The 19,578-nt window shown below is 41.7% G+C and carries 18 protein-coding genes and 2 tRNA genes; 15 read left to right on the plus strand and 5 right to left on the minus strand.

The features are described from left to right. Positions 1–343 precede the first annotated feature (343 nt). Entirely contained in the window at positions 344–610 is a 267-nt protein-coding gene (rpsT, locus tag IEY42_RS10095) for a 30S ribosomal protein S20 (protein ID WP_160053085.1), read from the minus strand. A 260-nt stretch (positions 611–870) separates the two neighbouring features. Here rpsT and murJ point away from each other — a divergent pair, with 260 nt between their 5' ends. The 12 genes from murJ (at position 871) to IEY42_RS10155 (ending at position 14,827) form a co-directional block, all read left to right on the plus strand. After that, positions 871–2,439 (plus strand): murein biosynthesis integral membrane protein MurJ, encoded by a 1,569-nt coding sequence (gene murJ / locus IEY42_RS10100; protein WP_188925115.1) that lies wholly within the window; start codon positions 871–873, stop codon positions 2,437–2,439. 129 nt (positions 2,440–2,568) lie between these two features. Then, complete coding sequence (gene ribF, locus IEY42_RS10105) at positions 2,569–3,504, plus strand: bifunctional riboflavin kinase/FAD synthetase (protein WP_188925116.1); 936 nt, start codon at positions 2,569–2,571, stop codon at positions 3,502–3,504. Positions 3,505–3,536: 32 nt separating this feature from the next. After that, positions 3,537–6,359 carry an isoleucine--tRNA ligase gene (gene ileS / locus IEY42_RS10110; RefSeq protein ID WP_188925117.1) on the plus strand — a complete coding sequence of 941 codons (2,823 nt, stop codon included), beginning with the start codon at positions 3,537–3,539 and terminating at the stop codon, positions 6,357–6,359. A 22-nt stretch (positions 6,360–6,381) separates the two neighbouring features. Continuing rightward, positions 6,382–6,894: a signal peptidase II gene (gene lspA, locus IEY42_RS10115; protein ID WP_188925132.1), complete on the plus strand. Its 513-nt coding sequence runs from the start codon at positions 6,382–6,384 to the stop codon at positions 6,892–6,894. Next, on the plus strand, positions 6,887–7,330 hold the full coding sequence (gene fkpB, locus IEY42_RS10120) for an FKBP-type peptidyl-prolyl cis-trans isomerase (protein WP_188925118.1): 444 nt from the start codon (positions 6,887–6,889) through the stop codon (positions 7,328–7,330). The genes lspA and fkpB overlap by 8 nt, the downstream gene beginning before the upstream one ends. Before the next feature lie 40 nt (positions 7,331–7,370). After that, entirely contained in the window at positions 7,371–8,300 is a 930-nt protein-coding gene (gene ispH, locus IEY42_RS10125) for a 4-hydroxy-3-methylbut-2-enyl diphosphate reductase (protein ID WP_188925133.1), read from the plus strand. A gap of 278 nt (positions 8,301–8,578) precedes the next feature. Next, a complete protein-coding gene (gene pilV, locus IEY42_RS10130) occupies positions 8,579–9,133 on the plus strand; it encodes a type IV pilus modification protein PilV (RefSeq protein WP_188925119.1) in 555 nt (184 codons plus the stop codon). After that, a complete protein-coding gene (locus IEY42_RS10135) occupies positions 9,130–10,095 on the plus strand; it encodes a PilW family protein (RefSeq protein ID WP_188925120.1) in 966 nt (321 codons plus the stop codon). The genes pilV and IEY42_RS10135 overlap by 4 nt, the downstream gene beginning before the upstream one ends. A 57-nt stretch (positions 10,096–10,152) precedes the next feature. Continuing rightward, entirely contained in the window at positions 10,153–10,596 is a 444-nt protein-coding gene (locus tag IEY42_RS10140) for a pilus assembly PilX family protein (RefSeq protein WP_188925121.1), read from the plus strand. A 2-nt stretch (positions 10,597–10,598) separates the two neighbouring features. After that, positions 10,599–14,105: a pilus assembly protein gene (locus IEY42_RS10145; RefSeq protein ID WP_188925122.1), complete on the plus strand. Its 3,507-nt coding sequence runs from the start codon at positions 10,599–10,601 to the stop codon at positions 14,103–14,105. 15 nt (positions 14,106–14,120) lie between these two features. Then, a complete protein-coding gene (locus tag IEY42_RS10150) occupies positions 14,121–14,513 on the plus strand; it encodes a type IV pilin protein (RefSeq protein WP_188916724.1) in 393 nt (130 codons plus the stop codon). Then, entirely contained in the window at positions 14,510–14,827 is a 318-nt protein-coding gene (locus IEY42_RS10155; protein ID WP_188925123.1) for a TapY2 family type IVa secretion system protein, read from the plus strand. Before IEY42_RS10150 ends, IEY42_RS10155 begins: the two co-directional genes overlap by 4 nt. A 62-nt stretch (positions 14,828–14,889) precedes the next feature. Here the strand turns inward: IEY42_RS10155 and IEY42_RS10160 are convergent, their stop codons facing one another. After that, positions 14,890–15,414, minus strand: coding sequence for a GspH/FimT family pseudopilin (locus IEY42_RS10160; protein ID WP_188925124.1), 525 nt, complete (start codon positions 15,412–15,414; stop codon positions 14,890–14,892). A 137-nt stretch (positions 15,415–15,551) separates the two neighbouring features. After that, positions 15,552–16,079 (minus strand): GspH/FimT family pseudopilin, encoded by a 528-nt coding sequence (locus tag IEY42_RS10165; RefSeq protein WP_229780003.1) that lies wholly within the window; start codon positions 16,077–16,079, stop codon positions 15,552–15,554. 217 nt (positions 16,080–16,296) lie between these two features. On the opposite strand from IEY42_RS10165, the gene glnB reads away from it, so the two are divergent. The 3 genes from glnB (at position 16,297) to IEY42_RS10180 (ending at position 18,901) form a co-directional block, all read left to right on the plus strand. Then, entirely contained in the window at positions 16,297–16,635 is a 339-nt protein-coding gene (glnB, locus tag IEY42_RS10170) for a nitrogen regulatory protein P-II (protein WP_188925125.1), read from the plus strand. Positions 16,636–16,698: 63 nt separating this feature from the next. After that, positions 16,699–17,985, plus strand: coding sequence for an NAD(P)/FAD-dependent oxidoreductase (locus tag IEY42_RS10175; protein ID WP_188925126.1), 1,287 nt, complete (start codon positions 16,699–16,701; stop codon positions 17,983–17,985). A 214-nt stretch (positions 17,986–18,199) separates the two neighbouring features. Beyond that, the gene (locus IEY42_RS10180; protein WP_188925127.1) at positions 18,200–18,901 is read left to right on the plus strand and encodes a SapC family protein; all 702 of its coding nucleotides are present in this window, start codon (positions 18,200–18,202) and stop codon (positions 18,899–18,901) included. Positions 18,902–19,047: 146 nt separating this feature from the next. Here IEY42_RS10180 and IEY42_RS10185 read toward each other — a convergent pair. Then, positions 19,048–19,123 (minus strand) — tRNA-Thr (locus IEY42_RS10185). Between the two features lie 7 nt (positions 19,124–19,130). Next, positions 19,131–19,206 (minus strand) — tRNA-Phe (locus IEY42_RS10190). Positions 19,207–19,578 lie beyond the last annotated feature (372 nt).

Genomic DNA, 19,578 nt, shown 5'->3' on the forward strand with positions numbered 1-19,578 from the left:
TTCGCGTTTTCTTGTCTGTAAATGTGATAACTTCAATTGGTTTTACTGCACAATAAACTGAGCTCATCGTGAGCATCAATTGTGAGTCTGCAAACCTACTTTAAATCTCATCTATTTTTTCAAATACCAAACTCATAATCAACATTATGGCCTGCCTTTGGGCTGGCGCTTATATTTATACAGAGCCAATCATTTGGTTACATATCGTGAAGCCTTGCTGGATGGGGATGGCTTTGCAGGTAAAGTTTGGCGTTGTCATGTTATCGTAGGATTATGATTTACTGAATTTCAGGTATAAAAAAACCGGCCTAAGCCGGTTTTTTAAAATCTTAAATCGTAAGAATTAAGCAACTAATGCTTTGATTCTTGCGTTTAAGCGTGCCTTTTGACGAGCGGCTTTATTCTTATGAATAAGACCTTTAGTCGCCATACGGTCAACAATTGGTTGTGCAGTAGCGAATGCTTCTGTAGCCGCTTTATGGTCACCGCTTTTGATAGCAGCGATAACTTTTTTAACGTATGTACGTAACATTGAGCGACGGCTAGCGTTATGCTGACGACGCTTTTCAGACTGAAGCGCGCGCTTCTTTGCAGACTTGCTATTAGCCAAGGTGCAACTCCTAAAAACTGGATTTGATACTTTTAAAGGCCGAGGAATATGCCTGCTTTTTATCGTCTTGTCAACGACTGTGATTGAATATTCATCATAAAGATAAATTAATCCAACCTAGCATGCCTATCTTCAACCCAACTCGTGTAATATGTGGCGCAATTCTACCAGCTCTTTAGTCGGTGTGACAGGGCTAGAATCGAATATTTGTCATAAATCCCATTAATTTTCTTTGAAGTGGCTGAGTCTCTGGGGGCTGTTTGAGCAAAAAATTATTTAAATCAGGTCTAATTGTGAGTGTTATGACCCTGATTTCGCGAGTCTTAGGTTTAGTTCGCGACGTAGTCATTGCCAATTTAATGGGTGCGGGTAGCAGCGCAGATGTATTTTTCTTTGCTAATAAAATTCCTAACTTTTTAAGGCGTTTGTTTGCTGAAGGTGCTTTTGCGCAAGCTTTTGTACCCGTTTTAACCGAATATCAAGAAAAAATGACGCCAGAGGATACGCGGGAGTTAATCGGTAAGGTGGCTGGCACCTTGGGTTTATTGGTAACCATTGTGACTTTATTTGGCGTGATTTGTTCGCCAGTTTTAGCTGCACTTTTTGGTGGTGGCTGGTTTTTAGACTGGTTAAATGATGGCCCAAATGCTGAAAAATTTGAGCTGGCATCATTAATGCTTAAAATTACCTTCCCATATTTATGGTTTATTACTTTTACCGCTCTTGCTGGCTCAATTTTAAATACTCGTGGACGTTTTGCTGTGTCGGCTTTTACTCCCGTGTTCTTAAACGTGGCGATTATTGCGGTAGCGATGTGGTACGCACATACGCTAGAAAACCCAGAAATTGGCTTAGCCTGGGGTGTGTTTGCGGGTGGTTTGATTCAGTTTTTATTCCAAATCCCTTTTTTAATTCGCGAAAAGGCACTCGTGAAACCCTCTTGGGGATGGAGTCACCCGGGCGTTGTCAAAATTAGAACCTTAATGGTGCCGGCGTTATTTGGAGTGTCGGTATCGCAAATCAATTTATTGTTCGACACGTTTATCGCGAGCTTTTTAATGACAGGCTCCATTAGCTGGTTGTATTACTCAGATAGACTGTTGGAGTTTCCATTGGGACTGTTCGGTATTGCCATTGCAACGGTCATTTTACCGGCTTTGTCACAAAAACATGTTAATGCTCAGGGCGCTGGATTCAATCAAACAATGGATTGGGGCGTTAAAGCCATTTTGTTGTTAGGCACGCCGGCCATGCTCGGGTTAATCATATTGGCTAAACCGATGTTGATGGTGTTGTTCATGCGCGGGGCATTTAGCATTAATGATGTTGAAATGGCTTCGTACAGCCTGGTTGCTTATGGTTGTGGCTTGCTTAGCTTTATGATGATTAAGGTGCTCGCACCGGGCTATTACTCACGTCAAGACACCAAAACTCCAGTCAAATACGGAATCATTGCCATGGTGAGTAACATGGGGTTTAACTTGATATTTGCTATTCCCTTTGGTTATGTCGGTTTAGCACTGGCAACATCATTGTCGGCGTTGTTAAACGCAAGCCTTCTGTACCGTGGTCTTCATCGTGCGGGGGTGTATAAAATGAGCCGGCAAACGCTTTTCTTTACCGCAAAAGTCATTGTGGCCACAGTCATGATGACTTTGGTGATTATCTATTTTATGCCGCCAATAAGTGAATGGCTTCAATGGCACACATTTGAACGTATGGTGATGCTATTTGAATTGATAATGGGCGGCGCCTTAGTGTATTTATTGAGTTTACTTATGATGGGCGTTCGACCTTGGAAAATAAAACGTCAATCAACGGCAAACTGATATAGGCGTTGATAAACAGCAAGGTGAGTCAGTCATAAAGTGAGTGGAATTATATGAGGTGGAAACTCGCATCTGACATTGGTTTGGGTATATAATCTGCCGATTTACAATTGGCAGTTATTGAGCGTAATGGAATTAATCCGCGGTATACACAATATTTTACCTTCTCATCATGGTTGCGTATTAACCATCGGGAATTTTGACGGTGTCCATCGTGGTCATGCGCAAGTGATAAGCAACTTAGTGAATAAGGCGCATCACTTTCAATTGCCAGCCACTGTAATGACTTTTGAGCCGCAGCCACAAGAACGGTTTCGTGGTGCAGATGCTCCAGCTCGCTTAAGCCTTTTACGTGACAAAATTCGGTTGCTAGACGAGCTTAATATCGAACAATTGTTGTGTATTAACTTTACTGCCGCTTTTGCTAATCAACCTGCCGAAGTCTTTATTGAAGATTTGCTGGTCAAAAAGCTGGGTGTGAAATATCTGGTTGTAGGTGACGATTTTTGCTTTGGTAAAGGTCGTGTCGGTAATTTTAATATGTTGGTTGCTGCAGGCAAAAAGTTTGGCTTTACCGTGGTGAGCACTCAAAGTTTTATGGTGGGCTCACTTAGAGTCAGTTCTACTGCAGTGAGAGAGCAGCTTGCATTAGGTAACCTAGAGCAAGCTAGACGCTTATTAGGGCATCCTTTCATACTCAGCGGTCGCGTTGCTCACGGGCAAAAAATTGGCCGCACGATTGGATTTCCAACTGCCAATATTGCGTTAAAAAGAAATGTGGTTCCGGTGCGCGGCGTGTTTGCCGTTCGCTTATATTGGGATGACAGTGATATTTATGAAGGTGTTGCTAATGTGGGTTTTAGACCGACAGTGAATGGGCAAACCTGCAGATTAGAAGTTCACTTGTTTGATTTTTCCGGTGATTTATACGGTAAACGAGTGGAAGTAGAGTTAGTAGCCAAAATCCGTGATGAACAACCTTTTGAATCATTGGATGCGCTAAAAAAACAAATTTTAAATGATGCAAACGAAGCGCGAGCTTTGTTTAGCAACGATGCTAGCTGAAACTAATCAGCTTTAATAACGGTATGGGATCAATGAGCGACTATAAATTTACTTTGAATTTGCCGGAAACAGAGTTTCCGATGCGCGGTAATTTGGCAAATCGCGAGCCAGAAATGTTAAATCGTTGGACGGAAGACGGACTGTACCAACAGATCCGTGACAGCCGTACTGGCCGTAAACCTTTCATTTTGCACGATGGCCCTCCATACGCCAATGGCAGCATTCATATTGGTCACTCTGTAAATAAAATTCTGAAAGACATTATTATTAAGTCTAAAACCATGTCAGGTTTTGACGCACCTTATATTCCTGGTTGGGATTGTCATGGTTTACCTATTGAGCTCAAAGTAGAGCAAAAAGTGGGTAAGCCTGGGGTTAAAATCTCTGCCGCAGAATTTCGCGAAGAATGTCGCAAATATGCTGCAACTCAAGTTGAAGGTCAGCGTGACGACTTTATCCGCCTTGGGGTATTAGGTGATTGGCAAAATCCGTATTTAACCATGGATTTTTCAACAGAAGCGAATATCGTTCGTTCACTTGCAAAAGTCATCGACAGTGGCCATTTGCATAAAGGTGTTAAGCCAGTACATTGGTGTACCGACTGTGGTTCAGCTCTTGCTGAAGCAGAAGTTGAATACGAAGATAAAACGTCACCTGCAATCGATGTGGCTTTTGTTGCAGTAGACAGTGCAGCCGTGGCTGCTAAGTTTGGTGTTGAAAACTATGCTAAGCCAGTTTCAATGGCAATTTGGACCACAACCCCATGGACACTGCCAGCTAACCGCGCGTTATCACTTAGCCCTGAATTAGATTACAGCTTGGTTGAATTTACCAAAGAAGGTGAAACAACCACACTGGTTTTAGCACAAGTGTTGGTTGAGTCTTGTCTTGAGCGTTATAGCGCCGAGTCACACACTATTTTAGGTGAAGTAAAAGGTGCTGAGCTTGAGCTTATGCGCTTTAATCACCCATTCTACGCATTCGACGTCCCAGCTATTTTAGGCGACCATGTTACTACTGATGCGGGTACCGGTATTGTTCATACTGCACCTGGCCATGGTCAAGACGACTTTGTGGTTGGTCAAAAATATGGTCTAGAAGTGGCAAACCCTGTTGGCGATAATGGTGTTTATAAGCCAGATACAGAATTCTTTGCCGGTCAGCATGTATTTAAAGCCAATGCAAGTGTGGTTGAGTTACTTGAAGAGAAGGGGGCGTTATTATTACATGTGCCTTATCGTCATAGTTACCCACATTGCTGGCGTCACAAAACACCCATTATTTTCCGTGCAACGCCACAATGGTTTATCTCTATGGACAACCACGGTCTGCGTTCTCAAGCACTAAAAGAAATTGAACAAACGCAATGGATCCCAGATTGGGGCCAAAGCCGTATCGAAAAAATGGTAGAAAATCGCCCAGACTGGTGTATCTCACGTCAGCGTACTTGGGGCGTTCCAATTACCTTATTTGTACATCGCGAAACAGAAGAGTTACACCCAAACAGCGTGTCATTGATGGAGCGTGTTGCGCATCGTATTGAGCAGCAAGGTATCCAAGCTTGGTGGGACCTTGATGCAAGCGAGCTACTCGGTGATGAAGCCGATAAGTACCGCAAAGTCACTGACACATTAGATGTATGGTATGACTCTGGTTCAACTTTCTCATCAGTGGTTGCTGCTCGCCCTGAATTCCATGGTCACGAAATTGATTTATACCTAGAAGGTAGCGATCAACACCGTGGTTGGTTTATGTCATCGCTAATGATTTCTACCGCGATGAATGGTAAAGCACCTTATAAACAAGTACTAACCCATGGTTTTACCGTAGATGGTAAAGGCCGCAAGATGTCAAAGTCTGTGGGTAACGTGATTGCACCTTTGCAAGTGACCAATAAACTTGGCGCTGACATTTTACGTTTGTGGGTTGCCGCAACAGATTACAGCGGTGAAATGACCGTATCTGACGAGATTCTAAATCGCAGTGCTGATGCATATCGCCGTATCCGTAACACTGCGCGATTCTTGTTAGCAAACCTAAGTGGCTTCAACCCTGAAACCGACATGATTGCGTCAGAAGACATGGTTGCACTCGATCGCTGGGTTGTTCGTCGTGCAGCAGCGTTACAAAAAGAAATTATCGAAGCATATGAACAATATAACTTCCACCTGGTAACTCAAAAGCTGATGCAGTTCTGTTCAGTTGAGTTAGGCAGTTTTTATCTTGATATCATTAAAGATCGCCAATATACCGCTAAGCAAGAAGGACATGCGCGTCGTAGCTGTCAGTCGGCGCTGTTCCATATTGCAGAAGCAATGGTTCGTTGGATGACGCCTATCCTTAGCTTTACCGCTGACGAAGTGTGGCAATTACTACCTGGCAAACGTGAAAAGTACGTGTTCACCCAAGAGTGGTATCAAGGTCTTGAGGCTGTCACTTTAGATACTGATTTAAGTGATGACTATTGGGCTAATTTATTAGATGTACGTAACGAAGTGAACAAAGTGCTTGAGCAAGCACGTCGTGATAAGCGTATTGGTGGTTCATTAGAAGCTGAGCTTACGCTATATGCTGATGCTGATTTAGCTGCGCAGTTAGCAAAAGTCGGCGATGAACTTCGCTTTGTATTATTGACCTCTAAAGCTGCTGTTGCTGATTTATCTCAAGCGGGCGATGACGCAATTGAAACCGAGTTAAGCTCACTTAAATTAGTGGTTAACAAAAGTGAAGCACAGAAGTGTGAACGCTGCTGGCACTACCGTGAAGAGGTTGGCACCATCGAAGCTCACCCAACATTGTGTCAACGTTGTGTGACCAATATTGAGGGTGAAGGCGAACAACGCGAATTCGCTTAAGGAAGCACTAATAATGAGTTCTGTGCCATTAACTTGGAAAGACAGTGGCTTGCGTTGGTATTGGGTGGCTGCATTGGTGTTTTTAGCCGATCAGCTATCTAAACAATGGGTACTGAGCAACTTCGAATTGTATGACTCGGTTAATCTACTGCCATTTTTTAACTTCACTTACGTAAGAAATTACGGCGCAGCATTTAGCTTTTTAAGTGATGCAGGTGGCTGGCAACGTTGGTTATTTACCGTTATTGCGGTGGGGTTTAGTACTTTATTAACCATTTGGCTACGTAAACAGTCGCACACTATGTGGCGCAGTAATTTAGCTTTTACCCTTGTCATTGGTGGTGCGCTAGGTAATTTAGTTGATCGCTTAATGCATGGCTTTGTCGTGGATTTTATTGATTTTTACTGGAACACCAGCCATTACCCTGCCTTTAATATCGCCGATGCCGGCATTTTTATAGGTGCGATATTAATCATTTGGGAATCGTTTAAACCAGAAGCTAACGCGTCAGAGGAGCAATCTCACCGTGACTGATTTATCTAAACAAGATGGCCATGCACTTGTATGCCATATGAATATCGTGCTTGAAGACGGCTCAACAGCCGATAGCACTAAAGCCTCGGGTAAACCAGCTCGTTTAAACATTGGTGATAATAGTTTAAGTCCTGCATTTGAAGCTCAACTTAAAGGCTTGAAAGAAGGTGATAAGCATCAATTTACACTCGCACCACAAGACGCCTTTGGTGAATCAAATCCTGATGCTATCCATTATATGGACCGAAGTCGTTTTCCTGCGGACATGAAACTTGAAACCGGTGTGATTGTTAGCTTTGCAGGGCCAGGAGGTAGTGAGATCCCGGGTGTTGTGCGTGACACTGCAGGTGATTCTATTACCGTTGATTTAAACCATCCGCTTGCAGGACACACAATCACATTTGAGCTTGAAGTGGTCAGTGTTATAACGGAATAAAAGGCTAAATATGTTGAAAGTTGATCCTACATCTCCTGAACTGAGTATTTTGCTGGCTAACCCGCGAGGGTTTTGTGCAGGAGTAGACCGTGCAATTAGCATTGTTGAGCGTGCATTAGAGCTATTTGAACCCCCTATCTATGTGCGTCATGAAGTGGTGCACAATCGGTATGTGGTTGAAAATCTCAAACAACGCGGTGCAATCTTTGTCGATGAGCTTGAGCAGGTACCTGATAACAGTATTGTCATATTTAGTGCTCATGGTGTGTCTCAAGCTGTAAGAAAAGAAGCTAAAGTGCGTGGCCTGAAGGTGTTTGATGCAACTTGTCCTTTAGTGACAAAAGTGCATTTACAAGTGACTCGTGCCAGCCGTAAAGGCATTGAATGTATTTTGATTGGCCATGAAGGCCATCCAGAAGTTGAAGGCACAATGGGCCAATACGATAATTCTAACGGTGGTGTTTATCTTATTGAATCACCTGAAGATGTCGAGAGTTTGCATGTTAATGACCCTGAAAACTTATGTTTTGTCACTCAAACAACGCTATCTGTAGATGACACTTTAGATATTATCGAAGCCTTACAAAAACGTTTCCCTTCAATTGAAGGTCCACGTAAAGATGATATTTGTTACGCAACTCAAAACCGTCAAGATGCTGTGCGCAGTATGTCTGCTGAAGTTGATTTATTGATTGTTGTTGGCTCAAAAAATAGCTCTAATTCTAATCGATTACGCGAACTTGCTGAAAAAACCGGTACGCAATCTTATTTAGTTGATACGGCAGCAGATGTTGAAGCAATTTGGTTTGATAATGTCAGTAAAGTGGCCGTAACTGCTGGAGCTTCAGCGCCTGAAGTCTTGGTTCAACAGGTTGTTAACGCAATTGCTACATTAGCGCCGAGTGTTATTACTGAAGTTGAAGGTCGAAAAGAAGATACTGTTTTTGCTGTTCCGGCAGAATTACGTTAATAAATTCAATTATCTATGTATACTGGCCCGCAATCTAATTTAGGTTGCGGGTTTTTTGTACTTGCGTGATAAACCGAGTATAATACTGATTAAGTGTTACAAGTAAGATAACTGTGTGAATTTATTGTAACTTTATAAAGCAGTGTAAATATTTATTGTTACTACTTTCTGATTACTTTTAGCTCAGCTATGCTTATCTATGGCTTAAAGTAATTATAAGTGTGTTATTTTTAAGGTAAGACCAAGATTTAATTATCTTTTCATGGAGGTTTGGCCTAATGTCATTAAAAAGGAATGGATTTTCCTTAATCGAAGTAATGGTTTCACTAGTTATTCTGGTGATAGGCCTTATTGGCATTTTCAACCTGCATCTCGTCGCCAAAAAAGGCAGTTTTGAGTCCTTTCAACAAACCCAAGCCTCATATTACGCTAACGATATTATCAATCGCATGCGGATCAATAGCAGCGAACTCGCTAATTATGCTGGTACCTATACCGGTTCATCTATTTCATCTGCCAAAGCCTGCGATGTCGATGTTGGTGTAAATACTATATGTACAAATGCCGAAACTCGTAATTGGGATCTATTTCAATGGGAACGAGCATTTGCTGGTGAAAGTGAAAAATCATCCGATAACACTAATGTAGGTGGACTCGACTCTGCTACGGCTTGTATCAGCATTGTAGGGACGGATGTTACTGTTGTGATGACTTGGAAAGGTGTGCGAGCGACCTCAGACGGTACAGATGGCCAGTCTACTTTTATAAGAAGTTGTGGCAGTAGTAGTGATAGACGGCGTGCATTAGCCGTTAATACGGCGATTATAAGATGATAAAAGTATCAAAACAGCAACAAGGCATGTCACTCGTTGAGTTAATGGTTGCGATGTTGATCAGTTTGTTTTTAACAGCTGGTATTTTTACGATGTTCAGTATGTCATCGAGTAATGTCACTACAACGAGTCAGTTCAATCAATTACAAGAAAACGGCCGTATTGCATTGGCTATCATGGAGCGTGATTTAAGCCAGTTAGGTTTTATGGGGGATATTACCGGTACTGATTTTGTTATTGGAACCAATACGACTATCTCGGCCACAGCTGTTACTGCAGATTGTGTTGGCGCAGGCTTGAATAATGCGAGTTTTCCTAATCTCCAACCTTCACATTTTCGTCTTTTATGGGGATACGAGCAAGGTGTGAGTGCTGAAACATTGGCCTGTATTTCTCCCAATACCAACACTGATGTGATCCAAATAAAACGCTTAATTGGTCCTCCAGCGACAGTGTTAACTGCTACTCGATACTACGCCGCGACAGAGTCAACTGAAATTGTGTTTTTTGACGGCAGTGGAGCTGTCCCCGTGTTATTGAATAGTCGGGTGTGGGAATACCAACATCATGTTTATTTTATTCGCGATGATGGCACCACCCCTGTACTAAGGCGGCGCACGTTATCAATCAATAACGGCATGAATAACGAAGAACAGCTTGTCGAAGGCGTAGAAAATATGCGTATTTTGTATGGATTTGACAATGATGGTGATGGTACTGCAGATAGCTATATGCCGGCACAAAATGTCACCACACTCATGTGGGACAACGAATTGTTTCAACGTATAGTCGCCCTAAGAGTATTTTTATTGGTTCGCGCTAATGAAGAAGATCAAAGCTATAAAAACGACAATACTTATACATTAGGTGACAAAACAATAGGCCCACTGAATGACAAATATCGTCGTAAAGTGGTGTCGAGCACAATAATTTTGGAAAACCCAATATTAATAAACCTTTAGTTTCATTTGGGCAGCACAGGTTTTAGTTGCTCAGTTAATTTTTAGAAGGTGTTAACAATGATTACATCGCAAAAAAAACAGCAGGGTATCGTGTTGTTTTTTTCATTAATAGTCTTAGTGCTGATGACCTTAATTGGTGTGGCATTAGCTGTAAACTCGACGCAGTCATTAAGAATGGCTGGCGCGGGTTCTGAACGGATTGAAGCTGTGGCATCTGCAAAAGGTGCTCAAGATAAAGTTATTTCGGCCAATACTGGGACAACGTTGACCACAATGACAGTCGCCACAACCACGGTTGATGCCGATTTAGGTGTCTCAAACACCATGACGCCGTTGAATGCGGGCGATGTAAGTTGCAAACGCAGTGCTACTGCAAGTTCTGGTAACCTAATCAGTTGCCGTAGAGTTGAAGTTTCTAGTGCTGCAACATTTGGCCGTAGCAATATGGGGTTAGTTACCGTAGTTGCCGGAATTGAACAAGAAGTGTTAACAGGGAGTTAGTCATGTTTATAAAACAATTATCTTATACATTGCTATTTGCAATATTGGCTTACTCATCCATCAGCTTCGCCGATGATACTGAGCTATATGTTTTTGAGTCTACAGCGCGTTCAGGCTCAAAACCTCAAGTTCTGATTATTTTTGACGTTTCAGGAAGTATGGGAAACGGTTTTTATACGGATGACCCATACGAGCGTGGCAATGAAAATGTCAATTCTAGTGGTCGATTGAGGAAGAATACCAAACTATTTTTTTCCCGCAGTAGTAGTAATGTGCCGCTAGCGTCTAGTAACCAATTTTATTTAAATGAGATTAATGGTTGTAATACCGCCGAAGGTTACTTAGAAGACTACGGTATGTTTACCGGTTATATACGTGAGCATAAGTATATTGGTGAAAACGGTGAGTGGTCTGAGCTACCATTAACCGATGGCACAAGTATTCAATATACAGATTGCTACGAAGATATTGCAGAAAGAGATTATATCAATCGTGCTGCAACTAATGGTTTTCCAGTAGATGGATTAGGAACATCTGCAGATCCTCAAAGGCATACGCCAATTAACGGATCATCCACTACCGCTCAAGTCGACGATGCAATAGAAAAAGCCCTGTTAACTAATTTTGGTATCGGTCAACCTGTAACGCTTTTTACTGAAAAATATGTAAATTGGTATCATAGTACAAAAGATAAACACACTTATTCGAAAATTGCAGTTGCAAAGCGTGTTATGGAAGACACGATTGTAACAACACCAAGTGTTGACTTTGGGTTGTCTGTATTTAACTTCGATGATGGCGGGCGTATTGTCTATGGCATTACGACTAATAATGAGACAAATAAACCGAATTTACTGTCTACTATTAGTTCACTTACCGCTACAACCTGGACACCATTATGCGAAAACTTATATGAGGCTTATCGTTATTTTTCTGGTGGCGGTGTGTATTTTGGTAACGATGACCCAACGAGAACACCTTTGCGAGACACTTCAATAGAATCTGGTGGTAGCTATATCTCTCCATTTGTGGGTAAGGTCTGTCAAGATAAAGCTTATGTCATTTATATAACTGATGGTTTGCCAACCAGAGATAGTGGCGCAGATAACTTAGTTAAAGATCTTCCAGGAGTGTCTAATTCAGATAAATACTCTGACAGCTTCTTGCCTGCTCTTGCTGGTTGGTTGAACACTAATGATGTCAATACGGGTCTTGATGGTACTCAAACCGTATCAACTTACACTATCGGTTTTGGCCCTGATGCAGATTCAATCGCAGATATTTTACAAGAAACGGCTGCCCGTGGTGGTGGTGATTCTTACTCCGCTGGAGATGCTCAAAAACTACAAGAAGCATTGCAAACGATTTTCTCTAATATTTTAGAGACCAACTCTACGTTTACTTCTCCTTCAATTGCCAGTAATAACTTTGATAGAACCCAAACTCTAGATTCGGTTTATTATGCGATGTTTCTACCTAATGAAGGCCCCCGTTGGGTGGGAAACTTGAAAAAGTTCAAAGTGACCGGCAGCGGAGATGTTGTCGATAAAAATGGTAATGATGCCATTGGAGATGATGGTAATTTAGCCTCTTCTGCTTGCTCGTTTTGGACATCAAATTCTGTATGTAGCTCAACAAGTGGTGGCGGCGATGGTAATAATGTTGAGGTCGGTGGGGCATTAACCCAACTTCAAAACACTTCAAGCCGAAACTTATACGGTAATTTTGGTAGTGATGGGTCAATCACTGCCTTTACTAAATCAAATGCCGCTTCGAGTCCTGGGATCACGAGTGAAAATGAATTAGCCACTTTTATGGGAGTCGACTCTTCTGAATTAACCAAATTATTCGATTGGGCAAAGGGTATTGATGTGGATGATGAGGATAAAGATAATTCAACATTTGACAAACGTGCTGATATTATGGGCGATCCGCTTCACTCTAAACCGTTAGCAATCAATTATGGCACTGAGGGCTCACCTGATGTTCGCATTTTATTAGGGACTAATGCAGGCTTTTTACACATGTTTAAAGACAACGGTGATTCTGTTGAGGAGTCCTGGGCCTTTATGCCGCAAGAGCTATTACCTAATCTTCGTGAACTCAGGGCTAACGTACCAACAGGTATTCACTCTGTTTATGGTATGGACAGTCCACCAGTGGCTTATGTAGAACGTAATTCATCAGGAGCCGTCGATAAAGCATGGTTATTTGTAGGCATGCGCCGTGGTGGTAAATCTTATTATGCGCTAAATATTACTAACCCTGACTCCCCCCAATTTATGTGGAAAGTGGATCCAAGTTCTGCTGGAATGAGTGATATGGGGCAGTCTTGGGCTGAGCCTGTAGTGACGCTTATTCCTGGGGTTCCTGCCGGTAATACTTCATCGGCAAGTGCTACACCAGTAGTGATTATCGGTGGGGGTTACAATCCTTCAAATAAAGATGGTGCCAGTGTCGGTACGAATGACACCACAGCGCGTAGTGTATACATTTTAAATGCTGCTACAGGCGCTTTAGTTCATCAATTTGGCTCGGCATCTGGTTCTAATAAAACCCAATTGCCAGGTATTGTAGACAGTATTCCAAATAGCGTTGCGATATTAGACAGTAATAATGATAACTTAACTGATAGAATATATGCTACTGATACTGGGGCCAATGTGTGGCGTATGGATTTACCCAGTGCTTCTGCAACTGATTCAACTAACCCTTGGACAGCATTCAAATTCGCCAGCTTAGGCGGCTCAACACAAGGCACGGATAGACGCTTTTTTGCTGAAGCAGCGGTTGCTCAGACTGTGTTTACTAATATATCTCAAGTATCAGTAACGGATGCTTCAAACAATACGACAACCAGTATAACGTATCAGAATATTCCTTATGATGCTGTCACTGTGGGGTCAGGTAATAGACCACATCCTTTAGATACAACTCGCTCAGATAAGTTTTTTACGCTGCAAGATAGAAATGTAGTGACAAAATCGTTTACTGGGGCAACTGGTCATGAAATCCCAGCAGCGCTCGAGTTATCAAATCTTTATAATGTGTCGTCAGCAGCGCCGACAACTGAAGCCCAAAATATTGCATTTGGCGCTAAGCGAGGTTGGTATTATAACTTTGGGTCTAGCGGTGAAAAAAGCCTATCAGCTCCAACCATTATTCAAGGGCGTGTTTATTTTACCTCTTATATTCCAGGCAGTATTACTTCTGCAAACCAATGTTTAGCCTATGGTGAAGGGCGATTATATGGCTTTGATTTACACAAAGGCACGCGGTCATATACTGAAGAGTATTTAACCATGGGGGCAAGAGTACCTGATACACCGCAGTTAGTGATACCTGATAACGGTTCATCTGACAGCTATATGTACTTAATTGGTGTTGGTTCAGCTACTGACGACATGGTTAAAGTCGATGGTCCGGATGATGGCTGTGCTGATGGTGATAATAAGTGTATTGGTGGTGGTTTAGGTGTTAACAGAATTTATTACCATATTGATGAGTAGAGACGAGTAAAACTAATGATAAAGCAACAAGGATTTACCTTAATTGAAGTGATGATTACCGTGGTTATTGTCGGTATTCTCGCTTCTATTGCTTACCCAAGCTACACACAGTTTGTTGCAAAAGGTGCTAGAGGTGATGGTTTAGCTGGAGTGATGCATGTCGCTAATTTGCAGGAGCAGTATTATTTAGACCATCGCAGCTTTACCACGGATATGACTAAGTTAGGGCTTTCGGCCGACCCTTGGGTTGTAGAAAATACTTATTACAAAGTCGACACCACATTAAGCGGTGATGATTTTACTGTTACCGCTACCGCTGTGGGTGTTCAAGCTACTCGTGATAGTGCTTGCGCTGCAATATCGTTAACTTCAACAGGCACCAAGTCACCTACGGAGTGTTGGAAATGAACATAATTACCCCTATTACTGCTTTATTGGCATTGCTGTTATCAATGAATGCTATAGCTGAAGAATCTACATCTGGTAAAACAACATACGTCACGTATAAATGCCATATAGAAACACCCAATGGACCAAATATTGCGGTATTTTCATGGGATCCTAAGCTATTGATTGAGAAGCAAGGTGCGTTATTGGCTGAATATGTACCCACAGTCACTAATGAACGATTAATCGTCAAAAGAATTGTTGAATGCCTCACTGAAGATAAGGTGTTTAAAGACGCCTTGGTCCGGGAGCTTGATGATGCGCGTACTTACTAGGTAAAAAGATAACAATAGTTATTTAATAAATAATACATACAGGCTTACCATTGGTAAGCCTTTTAACTGCACGTTACTGTTGTTGTGACTTGAGATATTCTTCCTGATGAGTTCATGCTTATTGCTTCAGAACCACTGCTGTCTGCAGCCCCCGGACAATATCGAAAAACGCCACTATTGCCGTTAGTCACCATACCGTCAGGGTTAAAACTGTATCGATTTAGATCAGATTTAATTGTGTCGTTACTATTAAACGCATCCACTTTACGCAATACCGTATCAGCTATACCGTTAGTGGTGTCCATGGTGCCTACAACACCGTTATCAATAAATATACTGAACCCTTGAGACCAATCGCTGCCACATGATGATGATGTCATTGGGCAGATGGATACTCTACTGCCATAACTAACCGCTTGGCTGCGAGCAAATACAAATGATGATTCAATTGTACTGATGGCACTTCTGGCTCTAACCCCTTCATATAATGAATTAAACGAGGGAGCCGCAACTGCAAGAAGGATAGCCGCTACAGCAACCGTAACCATCATCTCGACTAAGGTAAAACCTGACTGTAATTTTTTCATGTGTGTATCCTCAACTATATAAAGAAGAGTATAACTAAGCACAGCATGAATTACAGTGTTTAATTGGTTATTTATTGTCTAGTGGTTCAGTCTCGGCAAATATCTATCTCACTATTAATTAAAGACAAAACAGAAAGTTAATTCGGTTTACATTTGATATTTTTCTTCTTGGACATTCTGGCTCGACCCGCTTGGTTAACGATAACGGCTTTTGAATACTCGCTATCGATAGTGCTAGGGCAATATGTAAGGGTGCCATTAGTGCCAGAGGCAAGGCCATCTGCTTGAAACCTAACTGCCGCGCGGTTGTAACCCACAAAATCGTTGTCGTTAAATGCTGAGGTTTGCTGTAGTAATCGATCGTTTGCATCGATTTGATTTTTGGTACCACGATCAATAAACACGCTTAATCCTATTCGCCAGTCAGAAGTGCATTTATTATCTACAATCGGGCAGACAGTGACTCTTGTTCCATAGCTTATCGCCATATTACGGGCAAATTGGATTGTCTGTTGTATGACTTTAATGCTGCTCTGTGCTCGAGTATGTTCGTGTAGTTCAGTGAAGGAGGGGATAGCGATAAGCGACATCAACATGATAATTAATGTGGTAACGATGAGCTCGATAAGCCCAAAGCCTTTTGTCAGTGTTGAGATAGTCATCATTATTCTTCCCTAAATTGTTGATAGCATCCTGCAACGGGTTAGATAGTATAGAAAATGAACAATGCTTTTGCTGTGAAATATCTTTTTCTAAATACGCAAAATAGCAGCGACATTTTGTTGCGGTTTCAAGTAAGATATTTGCAGTAAGTTTGGTTGCTATAAACGTCAATGATGACATGCATTTAACCAACAATTTAGCCGATGACAGGAGTATGTAATGAAAAAAGTCGAAGCCATTATTAAACCGTTTAAACTTGATGATGTGCGTGAGTCACTCGCTGAGATTGGTATCACAGGTATGACAGTGTCTGAGGTGAAGGGATTTGGACGTCAAAAAGGTCATACTGAACTGTATCGTGGCGCAGAGTATATGGTCGATTTTTTACCTAAAGTGAAAATTGAGCTGGTGATCCAAGATGAGCTGCTAGAACGTGCTATCGATGTGATTGTTGATACAGCAAGGACAGGAAAGATTGGTGATGGTAAGATTTTCGTTACCGATGTAGAGCGAGTAATCCGTATTCGTACCGGTGAAGAAAACGACGAAGCAGTATAAGGCCCATAAGGGCCTTTTTTTATGTGTGCTTAATGAGTGAAGTAACGTTTGGTTGGGGGATTTATGCAACAAAGAATTGTTATCGTTGGTGGTGGGGCTGCTGGTTTGGCATTAGCGTCAAAACTAGGGCGTAAGTTTGGTAGCAATTCTTTGGTTGATATCAGCTTAGTTGATAAAAATACCGTGCATATTTGGAAACCTAAATTACATGAGGTTGCGGTTGGGGTTATTGATCAATCGATTGAAGGGTTACAATACCGCGATCATGGCCTTAAAAATGGTTACCGCTATATTAGAGGTGCTATTGAACAATGCGACCCACAAGCCAAAACGATTCAATTAGCGCCTGTTTATAATGATGAGGGTGAACAGATTATCGCTGAGCGCCACATTGCATATGACACCTTAGTGTTAGCGTTAGGTGGTGTCTCCAATAGCTTTAATACGCCTGGTGCTGAAAAACACTGCATATTTTTAGACAGTCTTGATAGCGCAAATGTATTCCATCAAAAGTTGATGGATGCGTTATTACAACTCAATGAAACCCAAGATCAGTTAGGTATCGGAATTGTTGGTGCAGGCGCAACAGGTGTAGAGCTATCGGCAGAGCTTCATCATGTTATCGAGTCTGTTAAAGAATACGGTTATCAAAATATTAGCAAAGATCATTTAGACATTAACCTTATCGAAGCATCAAACAAAATTTTGCCACAACTGCCAGAACAAGTAAGCGCAAGAGCACAAACGGTATTATCAAAGCTTGGGGTTAAACTGCACTTAGGTGTTCAGGTTAAAGAAGTGACCAAAGAAGGGTTTGTTACCGCAACGGGCGATGTCATTAAAGCTAACATTAAAGTATGGGCAGCAGGTGTTAAAGGACCAAAAGTATTCGAGAGCTTCACTCAACTTCCTGTAACACCACGTAATCAATTAGATGTCGATGACTGCATGAGAGTAAAAGGTGTCAGCGATATCTATGCGTTAGGCGATTGCGCACAACTCATATTGCCATCAGGCAAACCGGTTCCACCTCGCGCCCAAGCCGCAGCACAAATGGCCGACCGACTTTATGCTAATTTGTGTTTAAAAATGAAATCACAGCCTGAAAAGCCATTTGAGTATAAGGATTATGGCTCTTTAGTTTCATTAAGCCGCTTTTCTGCGGTCGGTAATCTAATGGGGAATTTACGCTCAGGCGATTTTTTCGTAGAGGGTCACGTTGCACGCTTAATGTATATCTCATTATATCAACGTCACTTAGCCAGTTTATATGGTTGGTTCTCCGCTTCAGTGTACCGCATCGCCCAAAAATTGCTGCGTTGGCAGCGACCTAAGCTTAAATTGCATTAGCAGTGTTTTAACTCGTTAAAGGCTTTATTACGAATAAAGCCTTTTTATTGCACAATAAAACAGCTTTTAATGATGATAAGTGCAATTTAATCTAAATGTACTTGAATTTAAGATTGATCTTGGTAGTTTCAGTTATTAATGAGTTGTTAACTCTCGTATAGATATCATGCTGTACGTATGTCAAAGAAGATAATCAGTGCCTCAGGGAGCCAAGATGCAAAACCAAATTACGTTATTAGAACAAACCAAACATGGTGATTTAAAGCTGAACCCAAGTGATTTTTCGCATGTGTCTGAACAACATATCGTGCCGGTCACACTTCATGAAATTAGCCGTGCAGCGACAGAATACCCAATTGTGTTTGTTAAAAATAGCGACACCAATGAATTTCAATCAGTTGCAATGCTAGGGTTAAAGCCTGGGCAAAACTTAAGTGTTAAAGATGGCAAGTGGCAAGGTCTATATATTCCTGCGGTAGTGCGAGATTACCCACTTGGATTAGTGCTTAACCCTGATGTAAAAGATAAGGTATGGATTGGTATTCGTGAAGAGGCCAAAGAGGTTAGCAAAACAGGCGGTGAGGCACTATTTGAAGATGGTAAAGAAACGCCATTTTTAGAAGCGCGCAAGAAAGCATTGATTACTCACTACGAACAAGATCAAGCCACACGAGGGATCTTAGGCTTTTTAAATGAAAAAGGTTTATTAATCAACCAAACATTAACGGTTGATGTTGCGGGTGAGAAGCGCAATATCAATGGCCTATATGTTATTGATGAAGCAAAACTAAATGAATTAAGCGACGAAGAATTTTTAGACTTGAAAAAACGTGGTTTATTAGGCCCAATCTTCGGTCATCTAGGCTCGTTAAACCAAGTGAACCGTCTTGCTAAAGTTGAAATGCAGAATAAATAATCTGTCAGCGTATTAAACACAAAAACGAAGACACTCTATCGAGTGTCTTTTTTTATTATTTTTTAATCAGATGAGTGATGGAACGTTAAGAAGCTCAATCAATAGAGACAAAAAAGCCACTCAATGAGTGGCTTTTTTGTTTTTTATGGTGCCGGCACCAAGAGTCGAACTCGGGACCTACTGATTACAAGTCAGTTGCTCTACCAACTGAGCTATGCCGGCTAAATTGTGGTGCCCGAACCCGGAATCGAACCAGGGACACGAGGATTTTCAATCCTCTGCTCTACCGACTGAGCTATTCGGGCAACTAAACTAAGTGTTAGTTTTCTACTTCAAACTAGGTGCTAACTTGGTAATCAGTGCCTGTCTCGTTTGGAGTGCGCACATGATATAGCGATGGATTTTATCGTGCAAGTGCTTTTTAAAAGTTTTTCATCGTTCGGCTAGTTAATGTGCAAAATGCGGCAATTTTAACTGCGATTGATGCTTTTTAATCCGAAATGGCTTAATTTCAAGATGAATACTTCGCCAGAGTTGGATTTAGCTGGTGAATATCGACAAGTGATTGCCACTAGCACCAAAAATAGATGCTATTTTCGCTAAACAGACCTAACTAACCTCAGATCTGGTTAAGCAAACACGATATTAGTGCTATCTAACAGCTCAAGTTCTTGAGC

This window comes from Shewanella algicola (genome assembly GCF_014648035.1).
Classification (GTDB): domain Bacteria; phylum Pseudomonadota; class Gammaproteobacteria; order Enterobacterales; family Shewanellaceae; genus Shewanella; species Shewanella algicola.

What these genes read in the sequence shown, in the direction of transcription:
- ribF (WP_188925116.1), top strand. Translation starts at nt 2,569, where the DNA reads ATGGAATTAATCCGCGGTATACACAATATTTTACCTTCTCATCATGGT.
- ileS (WP_188925117.1), top strand. Translation starts at nt 3,537, where the DNA reads ATGAGCGACTATAAATTTACTTTGAATTTGCCGGAAACAGAGTTTCCG.
- pilV (WP_188925119.1), top strand. Translation starts at nt 8,579, where the DNA reads ATGTCATTAAAAAGGAATGGATTTTCCTTAATCGAAGTAATGGTTTCA.
- IEY42_RS10135 (WP_188925120.1), top strand. Translation starts at nt 9,130, where the DNA reads ATGATAAAAGTATCAAAACAGCAACAAGGCATGTCACTCGTTGAGTTA.
- IEY42_RS10140 (WP_188925121.1), top strand. Translation starts at nt 10,153, where the DNA reads ATGATTACATCGCAAAAAAAACAGCAGGGTATCGTGTTGTTTTTTTCA.
- IEY42_RS10145 (WP_188925122.1), top strand. Translation starts at nt 10,599, where the DNA reads ATGTTTATAAAACAATTATCTTATACATTGCTATTTGCAATATTGGCT.
- IEY42_RS10150 (WP_188916724.1), top strand. Translation starts at nt 14,121, where the DNA reads ATGATAAAGCAACAAGGATTTACCTTAATTGAAGTGATGATTACCGTG.
- IEY42_RS10155 (WP_188925123.1), top strand. Translation starts at nt 14,510, where the DNA reads ATGAACATAATTACCCCTATTACTGCTTTATTGGCATTGCTGTTATCA.
- IEY42_RS10160 (WP_188925124.1), bottom strand. Translation starts at nt 15,414, where the DNA reads ATGAAAAAATTACAGTCAGGTTTTACCTTAGTCGAGATGATGGTTACG.
- IEY42_RS10165 (WP_229780003.1), bottom strand. Translation starts at nt 16,079, where the DNA reads ATGATGACTATCTCAACACTGACAAAAGGCTTTGGGCTTATCGAGCTC.
- glnB (WP_188925125.1), top strand. Translation starts at nt 16,297, where the DNA reads ATGAAAAAAGTCGAAGCCATTATTAAACCGTTTAAACTTGATGATGTG.
- IEY42_RS10175 (WP_188925126.1), top strand. Translation starts at nt 16,699, where the DNA reads ATGCAACAAAGAATTGTTATCGTTGGTGGTGGGGCTGCTGGTTTGGCA.
- IEY42_RS10180 (WP_188925127.1), top strand. Translation starts at nt 18,200, where the DNA reads ATGCAAAACCAAATTACGTTATTAGAACAAACCAAACATGGTGATTTA.